Origin of the sequence: Niallia sp. FSL W8-0954 (assembly GCF_038005605.1) — a bacterium.
Taxonomy (GTDB): domain Bacteria; phylum Bacillota; class Bacilli; order Bacillales; family Cytobacillaceae; genus Niallia; species Niallia circulans_A.
In genome coordinates this window covers 1,927,777-1,947,348 of the sequence record NZ_JBBOTN010000001.1, presented here as the reverse complement: position 1 = coordinate 1,947,348, position 19,572 = coordinate 1,927,777, and the positions used below count along the sequence as shown (strand labels likewise).

Here is a 19,572-nt window from a genome sequence, read left to right as displayed (position 1 = left end):
CCCTTCCATTTTCATGCCTCTATTGAACAATTCTTCTCACCAAATCCCAAACAATAACAAACTTTTTTACTCAAACTAAAAAACAGCACTTTACATAAAAGTGCTGTTCACTCCTTAATCTATCCCCAATTCTCCGGACTTTCCTTCCAAGCATTTAAGCTTGCCAAATCTCCTTCTTGAATATAGCCTTGTTTCTGTGCTACATCTAATAAGCTCGAATAGTCTGTTAATGAGTAGGCTGTAATCTCAGCGTCCCCAAGGAGTTCTTTGCCCTTTGGTAATTCATATGTAAAAATCGCAACGACACCAAGAACCTCACAACCTGCTTCTCGTAAACTATTAACAGCTGTGATGACACTCCCCCCAGTAGAAATTAAATCCTCGACGACGACTACTTTTTGGCCCTTTTCCACTTTTCCTTCAATCTGATTTCCTTTTCCATGCGCTTTTGCTTTTGAGCGGACGTATGCCATTGGTAAATCTAAAATATCACTTACCCAAGCAGCATGAGGAATACCTGCTGTCGCTGTTCCAGCCACTACTTCTGTTTCGGGGAAATTTTCTTTAATTAAATCAGCTAACCCTGTCGCAATATTTTTACGCACCTTAGGATAAGACAAAGTTAAGCGATTATCGCAATAGATTGGAGATTTTAATCCTGAAGACCAAGTAAATGGATCATTTGGCTGTAAAAAAACAGCTTTAATCTCTAGTAATTGTTCAGCAATTTCATGTTTCATAGCATAATGCCCTCCCACTCTGATTTAAATAATGTATAACTTTCATATGGATTTTCTGCTCTTGTAATCGAACGACCAACAACTATTGCTGATACACCATTCTCACGGGCAACTTGAGGTGTTGCAACGCGTACTTGATCCTGTACTTGATCTGTTTGTAATCGAATGCCAGGTGTTACAGTGAGAAACGATTCTCCTAATTGTTCACGAATGGCCCCAGCTTCTAATGTGGAGCAAACAACGCCATCTAATCCAGCCTCTTTCGTAATCGTTGCATAATGTAAAACAGACTCTACTAAAGGTACTGAAATTAACTGCTCTTTTTGCATGCTTGCTTCAGACGTACTTGTTAGCTGAGTTACTCCAATACATTTTGCTCGCTTCATTCCAGATGGTGTCCCTGCTTCAAGTCCTTCCACTGCCCGAGCCATCATGTCCACTCCGCCGGCTGCATGGACATTTACTAAATCAACGCCTAAGCTAGCAATATTTTTCATCGCACTTCCAACGGTATTAGGGATATCATGTAATTTTAAGTCGAGGAAAATTTGATGATTTTGCTCTTTTAATTCCTTGATAATGCTTGGTCCTTCTTTATAAAAAAGTTCCATTCCTACCTTTAAAAATAAAGATTCTCCATTAAATTTGCTCAAAAAGGAATGCACCTCTTCCTTTGTTGCAAAATCAAGCGCGATGATAAGCGAATTGTTCATGCTTTCCCCAGCTCCTTCCAGTTACTTCTGAAATATGTTCAAATCCGTATTTATCTAAAAGCTCAGGTAATTCTTCGATTATTTTTGGGCAAATGAATGGGTCCACAAAGTTTGCTGTCCCGACTGCTACTGCACTTGCACCAGCATAGAAAAACTCTAGGACATCCTCAGCCGACGATACACCGCCCATTCCGATAATCGGCAGATTTACCGCTTGACTTACTTCATAAATCATTCGAATTGCTACAGGTTTAACAACTGGTCCAGATAAGCCTCCCGTTTTGTTCGCTAGAATGGGTTGTGCTGTCTTTAAGTCCAGACGCATGCCAACAAGCGTATTAATCATGGTAATCCCATCTGCCCCTCCTGCTTCCACTGCTTTTGCCATTTCCACAATATTTGTCACATTGGGAGATAGCTTTACATATACCGGAACCTCTGATACTTCCTTTACCTTTTTCGTCAATTCCTTTGCAACCTCAGGGATTGTTCCAAAAGCAATTCCTCCTGTTTTTACATTCGGACAAGAAATGTTTAATTCTAATGCGGCGACATTCGAAGCTTTGGAAATCTCTTTCGCCACTTCAACGTAATCCTCTTCAACGGATCCAGCAACATTTGCAATAATTGGTACATCAAACTGACTTAGCCATGGCAATTCTTCCCCAACTACTTTTTTAAGACCGGGATTTTGAAGACCGATAGCATTGAGCATCCCAGAAGTAGTTTCTGCGACTCTTGGTGTAGGATTGCCAAAGCGAGGCTCCACAGTTGTCGCTTTAATCATGATAGCACCAAGCTTGCTTAAATCATATAAATTACTGTATTCCCGTCCAAATCCAAAACAGCCAGAAGCAGGCATAATCGGGTTTTTAAGCTCTAATCCAGGAAGCTTTACCTGAAGTCGGTTCATAGGACAACCTCCCCTGTTCTAAATACTGGTCCATCTGTACATACTTTCTTATAACTAAACCCTGTTGGATCATCTGCTGTATGACATACACAAGCAAAGCACGCACCAATCCCACAACCCATTCTTTCCTCTAAAGAAATGAACACCTTTTTATCTGGAAATGTTTTTTCTAGATTTTTAAGCATTGGTGTTGGTCCACAGGAATATAATACGTCAAATTCTAGTTTTTCTTGAAAAATAACATCTGTCACAAATCCTTGTGTACCATAACTACCATCTACTGTAGCGATATACGTATCCCCGAGTTTGGCAAACTTTTCTTCATAAAAAGCAACGGATTCTGTTTGAAAGCCTAATACAGCCACTACCTTTACTCCTTTGGCAACTAGACGATTGGCTAATTCATATAATGGCGGCACTCCAATTCCTCCACCAACTAATAATGCTGTCTGCCCTGACTTACTTTCTTCAATTGGGAAACCATTTCCTAATGGACCAAGGATATCAATAGCTTCTCCTGCTTGTTTTTTGGCAAGAAGCTTGGTGCCAGCTCCTTCTGCACGGTAGATCATCGTAAATGTTTTTCTTTCCTGATCAATGTGGCAAATACTAATTGGACGTCTTAATAACGGTGCAGAATGATCACTTACTTTGATATGAACAAATTGACCTGGCTCGTTCATTTCAGAGACAAGCCCACCTGTTAAGGTGAGCTCCATAATATTCTCCGCGATTTCCTTCTGATCAACTACTGTACAGATTTCATTTTTGATCATATTAACACTGCCTCCGATTGCTTTTTGCTTGGCTCCATTGCCTCTGTAGAGAACGTCATGGATTCAACTACTCGCAGGATCGCCTCTGCTGTGTCTAAAGAAGTTAAACACGGAATCCCATTTTCGACAGATTCACGTCTGATACGGAACCCATCTCTTGCTGGCTGACTGCCTTTGGAGAAGGTATTAATGACAAATTGTGCTTCTCCATTGCGGATGACATCAATTAATGTATGGCCTTCTCCACCGATTTTGCCAACCACTTTTACTGGAATGTCATTGCTTTCAAGGAAAGCTGCTGTTCCACTTGTTGCCATTAAGCTATAGCCGATATTCGTAAATCTTTTTGCAAGCTGTAAAGCCTCTTCCTTATCTTTATCGCCAATTGTCATCAGAACAGTTCCGAATGTTTTAATCTTCATTCCTGAAGCAATTAACCCTTTATAAAGAGCCTTTTCAAGAGTGATGTCTTTCCCCATTACTTCTCCTGTTGACTTCATCTCAGGACCTAAGGTAATATCTACTCTTCGTAATTTTGCAAAAGAGAATACTGGAACTTTCACATAAACACCAGACTTCTCTACTACTAAGCCGGATTGATAGCCTTGTTCTTTTAAGGAAGTACCCAAAATAACTTTAGTAGCTATTTTCGCCATTGGCACATTCGTAATTTTACTTAAGAAAGGTACTGTTCTACTAGAGCGAGGATTTACTTCTAGTACAAAAACTTCGCCTTTGGATACAACATACTGGATATTCAGCAAACCAACGATTTTTAACCCTTTTGCCAGCCTTGTTGTATAATCTACTAATGTTTGCTTGATTTCTGCAGATAAGCTTTGTGGCGGATAGACTGCGATCGAATCGCCTGAGTGTACTCCCGCTCGCTCAATATGCTCCATAATTCCTGGAATTACTACATCAGTGCCATCACAGATTGCATCCACTTCAATTTCTTTCCCTGTTAAATATCGATCAATTAAGATTGGCTGTCCCGGACTTGCTTTAACTGCATTCTCCATATAAGGAACCAGCTCTTCTTCTTTATAAACAATCTGCATTGCTCTTCCACCTAATACATAAGATGGTCTTACTAGTACAGGGTAGCCAATTGATTGTGCAACGACAATTGCTTCTTCAACTGTTAACGCTGTTTTTCCGTCTGGCTGTGGTATACCCAAGGCTTGAAGACTTTGTTCAAACTTATCACGGTCCTCCGCACGATCTAAATCTTCAAGAGATGTTCCTAAAATTTTGATGCCACGCTCTGCTAATGGACCAGCTAAGTTGATGGCTGTCTGTCCGCCAAACTGAACCACTACTCCCTCTGGCTTTTCTAAATCAATGATATGCATGACATCTTCAATTGTAAGTGGCTCAAAGTAAAGTTTATCTGAAATACTAAAGTCTGTTGAAACAGTCTCTGGATTGTTGTTGATGATTATTGCTTCATAGCCTGCTTCCTTGATTGCCCAAACAGAATGAACCGTTGCATAGTCAAACTCAATTCCTTGACCGATACGAATTGGACCCGAACCAAGGACAACAATGCTCTTCTTATCTGTGACAATGGATTCATTTTCCTCTTCATATGTTCCATAGTAGTATGGTGTTTCTGATTCAAATTCAGCAGCACATGTATCAACCATTTTATAGACAGGTACAATGCCTTTCTTTTTTCTCCAGTTATATATTTCAAGTTCTGTTGTGTTCCAAAGCTTTGCAAGCTGAATATCAGCGAATCCTTTTTCTTTTGCTTCTTTTACATACTCCTCATCAAATGGATGGTTAACTAACTCTTTCTCAAACTTAATAATGCCTTCCAGTTTGAAAAGGAAGAAGAGATCAATTTTACTCCACTCATGAATGGTTTCTATGCTTATGCCCCGATTAAGTGCCTCTGCTATATAAAACAATCTTTCGTCACCGGCAACTCTTATTCGTTTCTCGAGTAATTCATCACTTGTTTCATCTGCTGCATTTAGAGAGAAATGATATACTTTTGCTTCTAGAGAGCGGATCGCTTTTAGTAAAGATTCTTCAAAAGTACGGCCAATTGCCATTACTTCCCCAGTTGCTTTCATTTGGGTCCCTAAATTACGCTTTGCTGATTCAAACTTATCGAAAGGAAAGCGTGGGATTTTACTTACAACATAATCAAGGGCTGGCTCAAAGCTTGCATAAGTTTTTCCAGTGACAGGATTCATCATCTCATCCAATGTTAAGCCTACTGCAATTTTTGCCGCCAGCTTTGCAATTGGATAGCCAGTTGCTTTACTAGCAAGGGCAGATGAACGACTTACTCTTGGGTTTACTTCGATAATATAGTATTGAAAGCTATCTGGATCTAAGGCAAGCTGTACGTTACAGCCACCTTCGATTTTTAAGGCACGGATAATTTTTAAAGATGTATTTCTTAGTAATTGATATTCACGGTCGCTTAATGTTTGGCTTGGTGCCACGACAATACTGTCACCTGTATGAATCCCAACTGGATCGATATTTTCCATGTTACATACTACAATCGCGTTATCATTGCTATCACGCATTACTTCGTATTCAATTTCTTTAAAGCCCGCGATGCTTTTTTCTAATAAACATTGTGTAACTGGGCTATTTTTCAAGCCGCTTGTTACGATCTCTTCTAATTCTTCATCATTATGGCAAATCCCTCCACCAGTTCCTCCTAGTGTAAAAGCAGGTCGGACGATAACCGGATAACCAATTTTCTCCACAAAAGCTTTTGCTTCCTCCATATTGTGGATAATATCACTAGCTGGTACAGGTTCACCTAATTCATTCATCAAATTACGGAAAAGGTCTCTATCTTCTGCTTGCTGAATGGCAGATAGCTTTGTTCCAAGTACTTCAACTCCACATTCCTTCAACACACCAGCATCGGAAAGCTCAACAGCAAGGTTCAAGCCAGTTTGCCCTCCTAATGTTGGGAGAATAGCATCTGGTCGCTCTTTGCGGATAATTCTGCTGACAAATTCAAGTGTTAATGGTTCTATATACACTTTATCTGCCATTTCTGTATCTGTCATAATGGTCGCAGGGTTGGAGTTTACTAGAATAACACGATAGCCTTCTTCCTTTAAAGCGATACATGCTTGCGCTCCTGCATAGTCAAATTCTGCTGCCTGCCCAATGATGATTGGTCCTGATCCGATTACTAATATACTTTTAATACTTTTAAGCTTTGACATATGCGGCACCTTCCTGTTTGTGAGATTGTATCATTTCCATAAAACGATCGAATAAATAGTTGGCATCCTCTGGTCCAGGTGAAGCTTCTGGATGATATTGTACGGTAAATGCTGGATATTCTTTATGCTGTAGGCCTTCAATTGTTCCATCATTTAAAGCAATATGTGTTATTTCTAAGTTTGTATATTTAATAGATTCTTCCTCTACTGTATAGCCATGGTTTTGCGATGTCAGCGAAACCTTCCCTGTTAATAAATCCTTCACTGGGTGGTTTGATCCTCTATGACCAAACTTCATTTTCTCCGTGTTTGCCCCACTTGCAAGTGCGAACAATTGATGACCTAGACAGATTCCAAACAACGGTACTTTCCCAATAATTCCTTTAATTGCTTCAATGGACTCCGGTACATCCTTTGGATCCCCAGGTCCGTTAGATAACATCACACCATCTGGACTTAAATTTAGAATGTCTTCTGCTGTAGTGTTATAAGGAACAACGATTACATCACAATCTCGTTTATTTAATTCTCGTAAAATACCATGCTTCATGCCATAGTCTACTAACACTACGCGGCTTCCACGGCCAGGGCTTGGATAAGGTTTCTTTGTTGAAACTTGCTTTACTTGTTCTGCACTTAATGTAATACCTTTTAATTTTGCAATTACTTCTTCCGCATTTTCTTCGATGCTGCAAATGGCGCCTTTTAACGTTCCATATTGACGGATAATACGGGTTAATTTTCTCGTATCTATTCCTGCAATTCCGGGAATTTTCTTTTGTTTAAAATATTCGTCTAATGATAGTTCATTTCGCCAGTTTGAAGGGAAATCACACACTTCTTTGACAATAAATCCATGGATAGCAGGCGTTATCGATTCAAAATCATCTCTATTGATGCCATAATTCCCCACTAAAGGATACGTAAGTGTGACAATTTGTCCACAGTAGGATGGATCGGATAGAATTTCCTGATAGCCTGTCATACCTGTGTTAAATACTATTTCACCAAATTTTTCTGTATCGGCACCGAAGCCTTTCCCGATAAATACTGTGCCATCTTCAAGAATTAGTTGTTTTTTCATGCGTGTACACTTTCCTTTCTCCAAGCAATCTTTCCACTAACAATTGTTGTAACTGGCCAACCTTGACATTCCCAACCAGCAAATGGGGTATTTCTTCCTTTTGATAAAAATGTTTCAGGATCAATTTTATTTTTCTCTTCTAAATCAAGTATTACGATATCCGCTTTCTTTCCTGTTTCTAATGTTCCCGTATCCAATTTAAAGCTTTGAGCTGGTTTTACCGTTAGATAATCCATTAACTGTTGCAGCGTCATGACCCCTGTTTTTACAAAGTTCGTATAAAGGAGCGGAAATGCTGTTTCTAAACCAACAATTCCAAATGGTGCAAGCTGCATCGACTGTGCCTTTTCTTCTGCTGTATGTGGTGCATGATCTGTTGCAATAAAATCAATTGTTCCATCTAGCAGCCCTTCGATTAGAGCAGCACGATCCTCTGTTCCTCTTAAAGGAGGATTCATTTTATAATTCGTGTCAAGGGAAGGAATATCTGTATCTGCTAATAGTAAGTGGTGTGGTGATACCTCTGCAGTCACTCTTATTCCAGCTTTTTTCGCATCTCTTACAACACGTACAGATTCTTTTGTACTGATATGGCAAACATGATAATGACAGCCTGTTGCTTCTGCTAAAAGAACATCTCTTGCAATTTGGACTGATTCACAAACACTTGGTATTCCATTTACACCGTTCGCCTTCGAAAATTCCCCTTCATGGACACAACCTTTATTAATGAGGCTGTTGTCTTCACAGTGAGCGACAATTGCCATATCCAACGCAGCAGCTTGCTTCATTGCTTCAAGCATTTGGCCAGCTTCTTGAATTCCTACGCCATCATCTGTAAAGGCAAATGCTCCTAATTCTTTAAGTGCCTTAAAATCAGTAAGCTCTGTCCCTAATTGTCTAATTGTAATGGAGGCATACGGTAAAACATTTACATTTGCTGTTTTTTTAATTCTTTCATTTAAATTATGTAGATTTTCGACCGTGTCAGGCACAGGTCTAGTGTTTGGCATATTCGCAATCGTTGTGAATCCACCTCTAGCTGCTGCCATTGTCCCTGTTGCAATCGTTTCTTTCTTTTCGCCGCCTGGCTCTCTTAAATGAACATGCAAATCAATAAAGCCTGGCGCAACCACTTTTCCAGCTGCATCAATCACTTCCTCTGCAGTTACATTGATTTCCTTTGCAATCATCTTAATTGCTCCATTTTCAATCAAAATGTCGTTCTGTTCTAATTCCCCTGTAGTATTAAGCAACTGGCCATTTTTGATAAGTATTGACATGTTCATTTCTCCCTCCGATATTTTCTAATGATCTTTTTAGTACACTCATGCGGATAAACACACCATTCTCCATTTGCTTAAAAATTCTGGAGCGTTCGCATTCCACAAGTTCATCGGCAATTTCAACATCTCTGTTTACTGGGGCAGGATGCATAATAATGCTTCCTTGCTTCATTTTTCTTTCTCTTTCTATTGTTAATCCATAAAGCTTATGGTAGCTTTCTTTGTCAAAAACAGCTCTTTCATCGCCATGCCTTTCATGTTGGACACGCAGCAGCATCACAACATCGGATGTTTCAATCGCTGTATCAATATCTTCATAATTTGCATCTTGTAAGACTGTTTCATCAAACCATTCTCTTGGTCCGGAAAAAACAACCTCTGCCCCTAGCCTTGTCAGAGCATCTGCATTAGATCTAGCGACACGGCTATGGCTAATATCACCGATAATACTTACTTTTAAGCCGTTGAAGCGTTGGAATTCCTGCTGTATGGTTAGAAGGTCAAGCAATGATTGAGTAGGATGATGACCACAGCCATCTCCTGCATTAAGGACTGGTATATTTACTTTTCCGACTAACTCATCAAAGTAGCGGTCAGTTTCGTGCCTTATGACTACAGCATTTACTCCTATTGATTCCAGCGTTCGAACAGTATCATATAGTGTTTCTCCTTTCACAACACTTGAGGTTGTCGTTTCAAAAGGAATCACTTCAAGTCCTAACTTTCTTTCCGCTACTTCAAAGCTGCTTTTTGTTCTCGTGCTAGCTTCGAAAAAAAGATTTGCTATAAAACATTGATTTGCCGGCCGCCATATTTCTCCATCTGCAAATCTTTGTGCATCTCTTAAGATTTCCTGAATCTCTGTAACGGTTAACTCAGTCGTCGTTAATAAGTTTTCCATGATACTACCTCCCGTGATTTGCTGCTGTTTACTAACTTCACTTCGCAAAAAAAACGCCCTAACATACTCGTTAGGGCGTCAAAAATTTCACTTTTGCATAGATTTAGGCAAAGTAAACCTGCGGCTATAATCTATGCATCGTTTTTGGCACCCTTATAAGTCTCTCTGTACTTGTTTAAAAGGTGTTCTTATTTAGTTTCATCTACTGCGATTGATTCTTCGAATAAATCTTCTTTTGCTTTTTCTCTACCAGGCAATACTAGGTTTAAAATAATTCCGAGGATTGCAGCAAAAGCCATTCCCTCTAGTTTAAAGTGTTCTCCCATATGAATCGAGAATCCGCCTATTCCAGTTACAAGGATGACAGATGCAATAACTAAATTGCGGTTTTTATTAAAATCAAGCTTTGCTTCTACAATAATTCTTAATCCAGATGATGCAATAATTCCGAAAAGAAGGATAGATACGCCTCCCATTACTGGTGTTGGGATAGACTGTATAAGGGCCGCAATTTTGCCGATAAAGCCAAAACCTATTGCTAATACTGCTGCTCCTCCTAAAACATATACACTATACACTCTCGTTATTGCTAAAACCCCTATGTTTTCTCCATAAGTTGTTTTTGCAGGTCCACCCATTAAAGCAGATATAATCGTTGCAGTTCCATCTCCTAAAATACTTCTGTGAAGGCCAGGATCTTTTATATAATCTTTTCCAACTACTTTACTTAATACAAGCTGATGACCGATATGCTCCGTTAGTGTCACGATTGCCACTGGAACAAAAATTGTTAGTAGGGCAAGGTTTATTGTTACAGGATAATCTACGAATGGGAAGATAAAGTCTGGCATTGCAAACCATTTGGCATCCAAGACTCCTTGAAAGTTAACCACTCCTACAAGCAGGGCATAGACATAGCCGATTACGATACCTGCTAATATTGGGATAAAGCTGAATACTCCTTTGCCAAACATCGTGAAAAGGATGGTTGCAAGTAATGTCACTAATGCTACAGAGATATAAAGTAAGCTGTATTCTTGATTCTCAGCTCCATTATTCATATACATTGATTGTCCAACCGCAGTTGTAGCAAGCGCTAATCCGATTACCATGATTACAGGTCCGACAACGATCGGTGGCAAGATATTCATAATCCAACGATATCCTGCTTTTTTAATCGTTAAGGCAACAATTCCATACACAATTCCGGCAATAAAGGTTCCGATCATTGCTGCGCCTGGCCCGCCGCCCGGCATTGTCTTCGCCGCGATAACGGGTGCGATAAAAGCAAAAGAGGAGCCTAAATATGCAGGTACTTTAAATTGTGTAATGATTAAGAATGCGAGTGTACCTATTCCACTTGAGACTAAAGCGACCGCTGGACTCAATTCAATTAAGAATGGTACTAATACAGTTGCGCCAAACATGGCGAATAAATGCTGTAAGCTTAAGGTAATCCATTGAAGAGCACTTGGTTTATCATTAATTCCTAATAAGGGTTTTGTTTCGTTCATTTCTGTCTCCTCTTTCTGTTTTAAAAAATTGAGTAAGTTATTAATATCCCCTATTGAAAAAATAAAACCCCTTTTCTGCGCAGCAAAAAGGGGTTTTAAGCAGGTTTAAAGAAACCTTAGAAAAACTCCCCTTTTCAGCCTCACAGGACTGCTTTTAAAAGGGATCTATTTAATTTTCAAATATATTTACTTCATCATGTCCATCGACTTCATCAAGCTCGACTACAATTTTTTCTGAACTGGAAGTTGGAATGTTCTTCCCTACATAATCAGCTCTTATCGGAAGTTCTCGATGACCTCTGTCCACTAAAACCGCAAGCTGTATAGATGCTGGTCTTCCCAAATCCATCAGTGCATCCATTCCGGCACGAACAGTTCTACCTGTATATAACACATCATCTACCAGAATGACTTTTAAGCCTTGGATATCTGTTGGAATATCTGATCCTTTTACTAATGGTTCCTCATTCTTTGTTTTCTTCGTTAAATCATCTCGATATAACGTAATATCTAACTCTCCAACTTCGATTGGCTTTCCTTCTATTTGGGCAATTTTTTCGGCAAGACGGTTTGCAATATAGATACCTCTTGTCCGAATGCCAACTAGAATACAATTTTCTATCCCTTTATTCTTTTCAATAATTTCATGAGCGATTCTAGTTAATGCTCGTCTTATTGCTTGATCGTCTAGTACAAGTGCCTTTTTTGACATCTCGATCACCATCCATGCTGTGAATTCAATCTTTAAAAAAAATATCCTCTCACCCTTTTGGATGAGAGGATATACGTATACTAAGATAGCTATTACTTAAAATAGCTATAATCCGTTACCTTCTCAACCTCACGGGATTGATTTAAAGGACTTATTCAACTAAAGTTATCTTAATATAAGATAGAACTCTTGTCAACGATTATTTCGTAATGTATCTAAAAGCTGTTCATATTCTTTAGGTAAAGGTGCTTCGAACTCTAGATATTCTCCTGTTCGTGGATGTTCAAATCCTAGTAAGCCAGCATGAAGTGCCTGACCGCCAATATCTAATGTTTTTCTTGGTCCATATTTAGGATCTCCCACAAGCGGATAGCCGATATACTTCATATGCACACGAATTTGGTGGGTACGTCCCGTCTCTAATTGACATTCAATATAGGTGTATTCCGCTATTCTTTCTAGCACGTGAAAATGAGTAACCGCGTGTTTCCCCTTATCTACAACAGCCATACTTTGTCTGTCTTTCGTGTCACGACCAATCGGTGCCTCAATTGTCCCATAATCATGGGGAATAGAACCATGTACTAATGCTTTATATTTTCTCGTTACCGTTTTTGCTACTAATTGATTCACTAGGCTTTCATGCGCAGCATCATTTTTAGCAACCATCAGCAGACCAGACGTATCTTTATCAATTCGGTGGACAATCCCTGGTCTCATCACCCCATTAATCCCAGAAAGATCTTTACAATGCGCCATCAGACCATTTACTAATGTTCCTGTTACATGGCCAGGTGCTGGATGTACAACCATTCCCTTTGGTTTATTTACTACGATAACATCTTGATCCTCATAATAAATATCCAAATCCATTTCCTCTGCTTCTACATCTAACTCCACTGCTTCTGGTACTTCAATAGCTACTATATCATTTAAAACACCTTTATACTTTGTTTTGACAGTTTGTCCGTTAACAGTTACATGACCGTCTTTTATCCATTGTTGAACCTGCGTTCTGGACCAATCTGCATTAATTGTGGAAACAATCTTGTCGATTCGTTCATTTACTTGTTCACTTTGAATGATATGTTCCTTTTTCTCCATGTTTCTTCTCCTTCTTTGCGTCTCTATCCTCCCTCAGCATCACTAGGATTAATAAAATAACACCAATTACTAAAGATGAGTCTGCAATATTAAATATAGGGAAATCATAATTGAAGATATACGTATTGATAAAGTCGACTACATATTGATGTCTGGCCCGGTCGATAAAATTACCAAGCGCACCACCCAAAATTAGACCAAGTGAAACGCCATACAGCATTTTTCCTTTTGTACCAGTTTGAATCAAATAAATTAACCCAATCACCACAATGACGGTGATAATATAGAAAAATACCATTTGATTTTCCAGCATGCCCCATGCAGCTCCACTATTACGATGAGATGTTAGGTAGAAAAAATCTTTTATTACCTCGATGCTTTCTCCCAGCTCCATATTTTTTACAACTAACCATTTTGTCCATTGATCAATAATAATAATAATAGCTGCAATTATGTAATAAAACACTAAAGTTTCCTCCATTCTCGAGTCTCCTTTAGCATTTTAGCATAAACTAGATGAAAACGATAGCTTGGCCGCATATTTCTATTTGAAGCTAGTGTATTAATCAGTGGATTGACTTTCGATAATAGGATTGAATGCTGTTAATATCGTCCTTTGTCCTAATTGTCGGAATCATCTCCAACAAATCAAATGGCAGCAATTCACCTGACATTTCACACATTCCAAAATTACCAGTTTCTAACTTTTGCATCGTTTCTTCTACATCTTTTAGTTCATCTTCAATATATTTATTTATTTTTGAATCTCTTTTTACTCTTAACGTTGTTACTAATTCAATTTGTGTCATACGGAGTTCTGTATAAAGCTTTTCAATAGTAGAATTCAATTCCATTACCTCCGTTTCTTTAATTATTTTTAGCATTTCCATTGAGGGAGACAAAAACCGATTAAAGATTTAACAGGCATAACAACTATTAACGGAGGTGGAAGTATTTCACTTCTTTTCACATGTATAAAAAATCCCCTCCGCTTTATGATAATAGCCAGGAATGTTTTTCACACTATGTAATCACTTTTTCTGTTTTCTTTTCCCAATAAAAGGCTTTTCCAAAACTTTTTTCCTTTTATCAAAAAAACCCCAAACAAATGATACGAAATATTTTTTCGTATCCTTATTTGGGGTTAACTTCGGCTTGAAAGTTTATGTTTCAGCCTCATATAAAAAATTATTAATAATTTTCTTCTACTACATGTGCGCATCGTTCACATAGTGTTGGATGTGCTTCCACTTTACCGACATCTGTTGTTACAGTCCAGCATCTTTCACATGTTTCACCATCTGCTTTTGTAACAACAATAGCTGCATTTTCAAGTTTTAAAGCATCTTCAGGTGCGCTATTATATGCACCAGCAATTTCAAAACCTGATACGATAAATAATTGCTGTAAGTTTTCTTGAATGGAATTTAGAAGGCTATTTACTTCTTCATTTACATACAATGTTACTTTCGCTGCAAGTGATTTACCGATTACTTTTTGATTACGTGCTTCTTCTAAAGCTTTCAGCACATCATCACGTACAACCAAGAATTTATTCCATTTTTCTTCTAACACATCACTATTTTCAAATGTTGTGTATGCTGGGAAATCAGTTAGCTGTACACTTTCTTCTTGTGCAGAAGAGATATGATCCCATACCTCATCCGCAGTATGCGGTAAGATTGGTGCAACTAATTTTGTTAAGCTGATTAAGCTTTCGTAAAGAACGGTTTGAATCGCTCTTCTTTCTTTATTATTTGCTGCTTCAATGTAAAGTACATCTTTTGAAAAATCAAGATAGAATGCACTTAAGTCCAGTGTACAGAAATTATTAATATTATGATAAATCGTAGAGAAGTCATATTTATCATAGGATTCTGTTACGTTTTTAATCAATTTATTTAATTTAATCAGCATAAACTGATCAACTTCACGTAATTCATCGTAGGAAAGTGCATCTGTTTCTGGATTGAAATCAGCAAGATTTCCTAATAAGAAACGGAATGTATTTCTAATTTTACGATATCCTTCTGTTACTTGTTTTAATATAGCATCAGATACGCGTACATCTGCTTGGAAGTCTACAGAAGCTACCCATAGGCGTAAAATATCTGCACCTAATTGATTCATAACTTTTGCAGGAACCATTACATTTCCTAGTGACTTACTCATTTTACGGCCTTCTCCATCTAAAACAAAGCCATGACTTAAAACAGCTTTATAAGGTGCTTTACCAGTTACCGCTACACTTGTAGATAAAGAGGAGTTAAACCAGCCGCGATATTGGTCAGAACCTTCTAGATATAAGTCAGCAGGACGCTGCAGATCATCTCTTTCTAGCAATACAGCTTGGTGAGAAGAACCAGAGTCGAACCATACATCCATAATATCTGTTTCTTTCGTAAATTCTCCATTAGGGCTTCCAGGGTGTGTAAATCCTTCTGGTAATAATTCCTTCGCAGACTTTTCAAACCAAATATTTGAACCATTTTCTCTAAATAAATTAGAAATATGCTCAATCGTTTCATCCGTAATAATGCTGTCACCGTTTTCTGCATAAAATACAGGAATTGGCACTCCCCATGCACGTTGTCTTGAAATACACCAGTCTCCACGATCACGAATCATATTAAATAATCTTGTTTCGCCCCATGCCGGAACCCAAGCTGTTTCTTTAACTGCATCTAATAGTTCATTTCTAAAGTCTTTAATAGAAGCAAACCATTGTGCGGTAGCACGGAAAATAACTGGTTTTTTCGTTCTCCAGTCATGTGGATAGGAGTGAGTGATAAATTGCAGCTTTAATAATGCTCCAGCCTCTTCCAGTTTTTCGGTAATCGGCTTATTCGCTTTATCATAGAATAACCCTTCAAATCCAGGTGCTTCTTCTGTCATAACCCCTTTATCATCAACAGGACAAAGAACTTCCAATCCGTATTTTTGCCCAACTAAGAAGTCATCTTCCCCATGTCCAGGAGCAGTATGAACACATCCAGTACCTGCATCTGTTGTTACGTGTTCTCCTAACATTACTAAAGAATCACGGCCATAGATTGGATGTGCAGCTAGAATATACTCTAAGTCTTTCCCTTTCAATTCTTGAACTACTTTCGCTTCTTCCCAGCCAATTTCTGTTTTAACACTTTCCAGTAAGTCTTGTGCTACTAAGTATTTGCTGCCTTTTTCTTCCACTACAACATACGTTAAAGTAGGGTGAACAGAAATACCTAAGTTAGCAGGAATTGTCCATGGAGTAGTTGTCCAGATAACGATTTGTACATCCTCTTCTAGAACCCCTTTGCCATCCTTTACTTTAAAGCCAACATAAATGGAAGCAGACTTTTTATCTTTATATTCAATTTCAGCTTCAGCAAGAGCTGATTCACTTGTTGGAGACCAGTAAACTGGCTTTTTACCTTTGTAAATATAGCCTTTTTTCGCCATCTCTCCAAACACTTTAATTTGCTGTGCTTCATACGCAGGCTTTAAAGTAATATAAGGATTTTCCCAATCTCCGCGAACTCCTAAGCGTTTAAATTGTTCTCGTTGACTGTCGATTTGCCCTAATGCATATTCTTCACATAGTTTACGGAACTCAGCAATCGTCATTTCTTTACGTTTAACCCCTTTATTGGTTAAAGCTTGTTCGATTGGCAGACCGTGTGTATCCCATCCTGGCACATATGGTGCTTGAAAGCCAGTCATTGATTTATAACGAACAATGAAATCTTTTAAAATTTTATTAAGCGCATGTCCAATATGGATGTCTCCGTTTGCATATGGAGGTCCATCATGCAAAACAAACATTGGGAGACCTTGAGTACGTTCCTGTACTTTTTCGTAGATGTTCATTTCTTTCCATTTCGCTTGAATTTCAGGCTCACGATTAGGCAAGTTTCCTCTCATCGGAAATGCTGTTTTTGGCATGAGCAACGTATCTTTATATTCCATTTTCTTCCTCCAACTTAATTCTCTTTTTTCATGTATACTTCCATCTAACCAATATTCTCTAATTCAGTATAGACAGCAAAAAACCTTCTCATCCCCACGAAAGGGACGAGAAGGTTTTTCCATTAGGTTCCCGCGGTACCACCCTTATAGATAAAAATAACTTTTATCCACTTAGACATTTTTTAACGGCAATGAACCGCTTTTTCTTACTTAACTTTTCAGAAAAAGACTCCAGGGTGATTTTCAATTGCCAACTTATATCAGGCTTACACCATCCCTGATTCGCTTTTCATAAGTTTTTGACAATCTACTATCCCTATCAACGCTACATGAATATATATTTGTGAAAAATTATATTGCAATTCTACCTTATCGTCAAGACTATGGTCTTTATTTTGTGGAATTTAACTCTGATGCATCTAATTCATATTCTAATAAATGATCCCAATCATCGTTGTTTAACATATCTAATTGTGCTTCAATCAACATTTTGAAACGTGTACGGAACACTTTTGACTGCTTTTTCAATTCTTCAATTTCAAGCGCGATCTTTCTCGCCTTTGATAGTGATTCGTTCACAATTCGATCTGCATTCTTTTCCGCTTCTTTAATAATTAGTTTTGCTTCTTTTTGTGCATTACGTTTAACTTCCTCAGCAGCCTCTTGTGCTACAACAATTGATTTATTTAATGTTTCTTCAATATTATTATAGTGGCCGATACGGTCAGTTAACTCGTTTAATCTTTCTTCCAGTTCTTTTTTCTCGCGGATAATATTTTCATAATCTTTAATTACCTGATCAAGAAATTCATTTACTTCATCTTCATCATAACCACGGAAGCCTTTGGCAAATTCCTTGTTATGAATATCTAACGGCGTTAATGGCATAAAGCCACCTCCCAAACTTCAATTTCTTTATGTATCATCCTTATTTCGACAGTATTATCGGATTTCCTGCATTATTTTTAAAAAATAAGAAGAAACATGAAAAATAATGCTGCTAAAAAATATTGTATCATATATATACAATAAAAAAACTATGTTTTTTGTCTGAAATAGAAATTCTGGGAATTCCTTCATTTTCGATTCTCTACTTCAATTTACCTACTACAATCCTCCATTTATCTTTTTTTGTTTTGCCTTCAATCGATTTAATCGTCGCTCTGCCTTCTCCGCGCACTGAGAATACATCCCCTTCTTCACACATAAAAGCGACGTTTTCATTTAAAGTAAAGTTAACTTTTACTAAGCCTTGGGTGATATAGTTTTTTGCTTTTTCTCTTGAAAAATTATAAATAGCAGCAAGAATCGCATCAAGTCGAAGCGACGTAATAGTCGTAGTCATCTCTGTCCAGTGTTCCTCTGTTAAAATTATTTTTTCTAAAGGTACAGCAGCAAGTGTTACCTTTGCTTTTCCGATAGAATCAAGTTGAAGTCTTACATAATCCTCAACTTCACCAGCAACGACAACTTGAATATCCCCGTCAAGAACGAATATATCTCCGAATTTACTTCTATTTAATCCAAGCGACATTAAACTTCCTAAAACATGAGGATGCTCTATCGTAACAAATTTCTTGGGATAATTCACTTCTAATAAGGCTAAATTAAAATCTGCTTCCATCGGTTGATAATATTCAGGGTAAAGGATAGCTCGTTTTCTTTCCGCCTGTTCATGTCCGCCAAAAAATGCATATTTTACTTCCTGATTTTCTCCGATAATCATCCTAAGGACTTTTTGTTCACGCGGATCCAAAAAATCAGTCAATTTCGGCGCATAAGTATCCGCGACATAATTTCGCCAATTTTGCACTTGATCGATAAATTCTCTTTCTTCCGGACGAAAATGTTGATAAATTGACATCTTTGTAACTCCTTTTTGGCATAGAAAAAGGGCTGGGACAAAAGTATTCCAACCAAATATAAATCCGAACAATTATATGAAGATGCTAATCAAATTCTCGTATAATTGTTTGTTATTTTCATTCTGAATGGGTTTTATGGTTAGTCACCGCAGACTGAATACACTTCGCTTTCCATAGGGCGAGCTCCGAGCCGCTTCGGCTTCGCCTGCAGGGTCTCGGACTTTCTCGCAGATCCCATAGGAGTCTACGTGTATTCAATCTGCTCCGTTTTTCCTAATAATTATATTTTCTTTTAAAAAAAATAATGGAACGAAACAACCTTTAAAAACGGAGTGGAATGGAGCGGAGGACCCTCGACTCCTGCGGGAAGTAGAGCAAAACCTAAGACCCCACAGGCTTTAGCCGAGGAGACTTAGGTTGCTCCCCGGCGCATCGTGGGTCTGTAGCGCAATGGAACGAATTGGTTTTACTACTTAATTAGAGATTGTTCGTCTTTATGCATTATATATTTTGTATTGTCCCATCCTCTTTTGACTTTTTATATAAACCAAAATCCTAATTGTTGAATTCCCATTCCTGCAAGATTTAATACGAAGATAGCAACAATTGGCGAAATATCAATCATGCCAAGAGGCGGAATAAACCTTCTAAAAATCTCTAAATATGGTTCACAAATTCTAGCTAGGAATATTCCAATTGACGTTTCGCGTGCATTTGGAATCCATGACATTAGAATGTAAATAATTAAAGCATAAGAGTAATACTGTAATAATCTAGCTAACAAATAAATAATCATTGTCATTC

The 19,572-nt window shown here is 38.1% G+C and carries 17 protein-coding genes and 1 other annotated feature; all 17 genes read right to left on the bottom strand.

Features of this window, described 5'->3' with window-relative positions; genetic code table 11:
- Positions 1–119: 119 nt before the first annotated feature.
- The 17 genes from pyrE to NX902_RS09385 all read right to left on the bottom strand — a co-directional run bounded on the left by pyrE (position 120) and on the right by NX902_RS09385 (position 19,570).
- Positions 120–740 carry an orotate phosphoribosyltransferase gene (pyrE, locus tag NX902_RS09465; protein WP_095329121.1) on the bottom strand — a complete coding sequence of 207 codons (621 nt, stop codon included), beginning with the start codon at positions 738–740 and terminating at the stop codon, positions 120–122.
- Positions 737–1,453: an orotidine-5'-phosphate decarboxylase gene (gene pyrF, locus NX902_RS09460; protein WP_095329120.1), complete on the bottom strand. Its 717-nt coding sequence runs from the start codon at positions 1,451–1,453 to the stop codon at positions 737–739. Before pyrF ends, pyrE begins: the two co-directional genes overlap by 4 nt.
- Positions 1,425–2,366, bottom strand: coding sequence for a dihydroorotate dehydrogenase (locus NX902_RS09455; protein ID WP_163184933.1), 942 nt, complete (start codon positions 2,364–2,366; stop codon positions 1,425–1,427). Before NX902_RS09455 ends, pyrF begins: the two co-directional genes overlap by 29 nt.
- Positions 2,363–3,142, bottom strand: coding sequence for a dihydroorotate dehydrogenase electron transfer subunit (locus tag NX902_RS09450; protein ID WP_095329118.1), 780 nt, complete (start codon positions 3,140–3,142; stop codon positions 2,363–2,365). Before NX902_RS09450 ends, NX902_RS09455 begins: the two co-directional genes overlap by 4 nt.
- Positions 3,139–6,351: a carbamoyl-phosphate synthase large subunit gene (carB, locus tag NX902_RS09445; protein ID WP_123257434.1), complete on the bottom strand. Its 3,213-nt coding sequence runs from the start codon at positions 6,349–6,351 to the stop codon at positions 3,139–3,141. Before carB ends, NX902_RS09450 begins: the two co-directional genes overlap by 4 nt.
- Positions 6,338–7,435 (bottom strand): carbamoyl phosphate synthase small subunit, encoded by a 1,098-nt coding sequence (locus NX902_RS09440; RefSeq protein WP_095329116.1) that lies wholly within the window; start codon positions 7,433–7,435, stop codon positions 6,338–6,340. The genes carB and NX902_RS09440 overlap by 14 nt, the downstream gene beginning before the upstream one ends.
- Positions 7,432–8,718, bottom strand: coding sequence for a dihydroorotase (locus tag NX902_RS09435; protein WP_123257433.1), 1,287 nt, complete (start codon positions 8,716–8,718; stop codon positions 7,432–7,434). The genes NX902_RS09440 and NX902_RS09435 overlap by 4 nt, the downstream gene beginning before the upstream one ends.
- Positions 8,684–9,622, bottom strand: coding sequence for an aspartate carbamoyltransferase catalytic subunit (locus NX902_RS09430; RefSeq protein WP_123257432.1), 939 nt, complete (start codon positions 9,620–9,622; stop codon positions 8,684–8,686). Before NX902_RS09430 ends, NX902_RS09435 begins: the two co-directional genes overlap by 35 nt.
- 188 nt (positions 9,623–9,810) lie before the next feature.
- On the bottom strand, positions 9,811–11,136 hold the full coding sequence (locus NX902_RS09425) for a solute carrier family 23 protein (protein WP_095329113.1): 1,326 nt from the start codon (positions 11,134–11,136) through the stop codon (positions 9,811–9,813).
- A gap of 169 nt (positions 11,137–11,305) precedes the next feature.
- On the bottom strand, positions 11,306–11,848 hold the full coding sequence (pyrR, locus tag NX902_RS09420; RefSeq protein WP_095329112.1) for a bifunctional pyr operon transcriptional regulator/uracil phosphoribosyltransferase PyrR: 543 nt from the start codon (positions 11,846–11,848) through the stop codon (positions 11,306–11,308).
- Positions 11,849–12,040: 192 nt separating this feature from the next.
- Complete coding sequence (locus NX902_RS09415; protein WP_095329111.1) at positions 12,041–12,952, bottom strand: RluA family pseudouridine synthase; 912 nt, start codon at positions 12,950–12,952, stop codon at positions 12,041–12,043.
- Complete coding sequence (lspA, locus tag NX902_RS09410) at positions 12,921–13,418, bottom strand: signal peptidase II (RefSeq protein WP_095329174.1); 498 nt, start codon at positions 13,416–13,418, stop codon at positions 12,921–12,923. Before lspA ends, NX902_RS09415 begins: the two co-directional genes overlap by 32 nt.
- A gap of 100 nt (positions 13,419–13,518) precedes the next feature.
- Positions 13,519–13,800 carry a hypothetical protein gene (locus tag NX902_RS09405; protein WP_095329110.1) on the bottom strand — a complete coding sequence of 94 codons (282 nt, stop codon included), beginning with the start codon at positions 13,798–13,800 and terminating at the stop codon, positions 13,519–13,521.
- Between the two features lie 343 nt (positions 13,801–14,143).
- Positions 14,144–16,903 (bottom strand): isoleucine--tRNA ligase, encoded by a 2,760-nt coding sequence (gene ileS / locus NX902_RS09400; protein WP_341160696.1) that lies wholly within the window; start codon positions 16,901–16,903, stop codon positions 14,144–14,146.
- A 98-nt stretch (positions 16,904–17,001) separates the two neighbouring features.
- Positions 17,002–17,235: a binding site (T-box leader), on the bottom strand.
- Positions 17,236–17,293: 58 nt separating this feature from the next.
- Complete coding sequence (locus tag NX902_RS09395) at positions 17,294–17,791, bottom strand: DivIVA domain-containing protein (RefSeq protein WP_016201026.1); 498 nt, start codon at positions 17,789–17,791, stop codon at positions 17,294–17,296.
- Between the two features lie 202 nt (positions 17,792–17,993).
- On the bottom strand, positions 17,994–18,767 hold the full coding sequence (locus NX902_RS09390) for a YlmH family RNA-binding protein (RefSeq protein WP_095329108.1): 774 nt from the start codon (positions 18,765–18,767) through the stop codon (positions 17,994–17,996).
- Between the two features lie 539 nt (positions 18,768–19,306).
- Positions 19,307–19,570 carry a YggT family protein gene (locus NX902_RS09385; protein ID WP_095329107.1) on the bottom strand — a complete coding sequence of 88 codons (264 nt, stop codon included), beginning with the start codon at positions 19,568–19,570 and terminating at the stop codon, positions 19,307–19,309.
- Positions 19,571–19,572 lie beyond the last annotated feature (2 nt).